The organism is Vibrio penaeicida, from assembly GCF_002933855.1.
GTDB classification, from domain to species: domain Bacteria; phylum Pseudomonadota; class Gammaproteobacteria; order Enterobacterales; family Vibrionaceae; genus Vibrio; species Vibrio penaeicida_A.
The window spans coordinates 1-1,648 of record NZ_BFAQ01000018.1; the positions used below are offsets into that span (position 1 = coordinate 1).

General features: G+C 52.5%; 1 rRNA gene. It reads right to left on the reverse strand.

Features of this window, described 5'->3' with window-relative positions:
- Positions 1 to 47: 47 nt before the first annotated feature.
- Positions 48 to 1,588 (reverse strand): 16S ribosomal RNA (locus tag VPNCDNU1_RS10470).
- Positions 1,589 to 1,648: the final 60 nt, after the last annotated feature.

A 1,648-nucleotide genomic window follows, 5' to 3' on the forward strand; every position in this document is an offset into this window, starting at 1 on the left:
ATAAACCGTATCAATCTGTGTGGGTACTCATCGCGATAATCATCGTATAAGGAGGTGATCCAGCCCCAGGTTCCCCTAGGGCTACCTTGTTACGACTTCACCCCAGTCATGAACCACAAAGTGGTAAGCGTCCCCCCGAAGGTTAAACTACCTACTTCTTTTGCAGCCCACTCCCATGGTGTGACGGGCGGTGTGTACAAGGCCCGGGAACGTATTCACCGTGGCATTCTGATCCACGATTACTAGCGATTCCGACTTCATGGAGTCGAGTTGCAGACTCCAATCCGGACTACGACGCACTTTTTGGGATTCGCTCACCATCGCTGGTTGGCCGCCCTCTGTATGCGCCATTGTAGCACGTGTGTAGCCCTACTCGTAAGGGCCATGATGACTTGACGTCGTCCCCACCTTCCTCCGGTTTATCACCGGCAGTCTCCCTGGAGTTCCCGACATTACTCGCTGGCAAACAAGGATAAGGGTTGCGCTCGTTGCGGGACTTAACCCAACATTTCACAACACGAGCTGACGACAGCCATGCAGCACCTGTCTCATAGTTCCCGAAGGCACCAAAGCATCTCTGCTAAGTTCTATGGATGTCAAGAGTAGGTAAGGTTCTTCGCGTTGCATCGAATTAAACCACATGCTCCACCGCTTGTGCGGGCCCCCGTCAATTCATTTGAGTTTTAATCTTGCGACCGTACTCCCCAGGCGGTCTACTTAACGCGTTAGCTCCGAAAGCCACGGCTCAAGGCCACAACCTCCAAGTAGACATCGTTTACGGCGTGGACTACCAGGGTATCTAATCCTGTTTGCTCCCCACGCTTTCGCATCTGAGTGTCAGTATCTGTCCAGGGGGCCGCCTTCGCCACTGGTATTCCTTCAGATCTCTACGCATTTCACCGCTACACCTGAAATTCTACCCCCCTCTACAGTACTCTAGCCTGCCAGTTTCAAATGCGGTTCCGAGGTTGAGCCCCGGGCTTTCACATCTGACTTAACAAACCACCTGCATGCGCTTTACGCCCAGTAATTCCGATTAACGCTCGCACCCTCCGTATTACCGCGGCTGCTGGCACGGAGTTAGCCGGTGCTTCTTCTGCAGCTAACGTCAAAGTATGAAGCTATTAACTTCACACCCTTCCTCACTGCTGAAAGTACTTTACAACCCGAAGGCCTTCTTCATACACGCGGCATGGCTGCATCAGGCTTGCGCCCATTGTGCAATATTCCCCACTGCTGCCTCCCGTAGGAGTCTGGACCGTGTCTCAGTTCCAGTGTGGCTGATCATCCTCTCAGACCAGCTAGGGATCGTCGCCTTGGTGAGCCTTTACCTCACCAACTAGCTAATCCCACCTGGGCATATCCTGACGCGAGAGGCCCGAAGGTCCCCCTCTTTGGCCCGAAGGCGTTATGCGGTATTAGCCATCGTTTCCAATGGTTATCCCCCACATCAGGGCAATTTCCCAGGCATTACTCACCCGTCCGCCGCTCGACGCCGAATAGCAAGCTATTCTCGTTTCCGCTCGACTTGCATGTGTTAGGCCTGCCGCCAGCGTTCAATCTGAGCCATGATCAAACTCTTCAATTTAAGATTTTGTTCGGCTCAATGAATACTGACTTCAAACTACGTATGTAATTTAAAGCTATT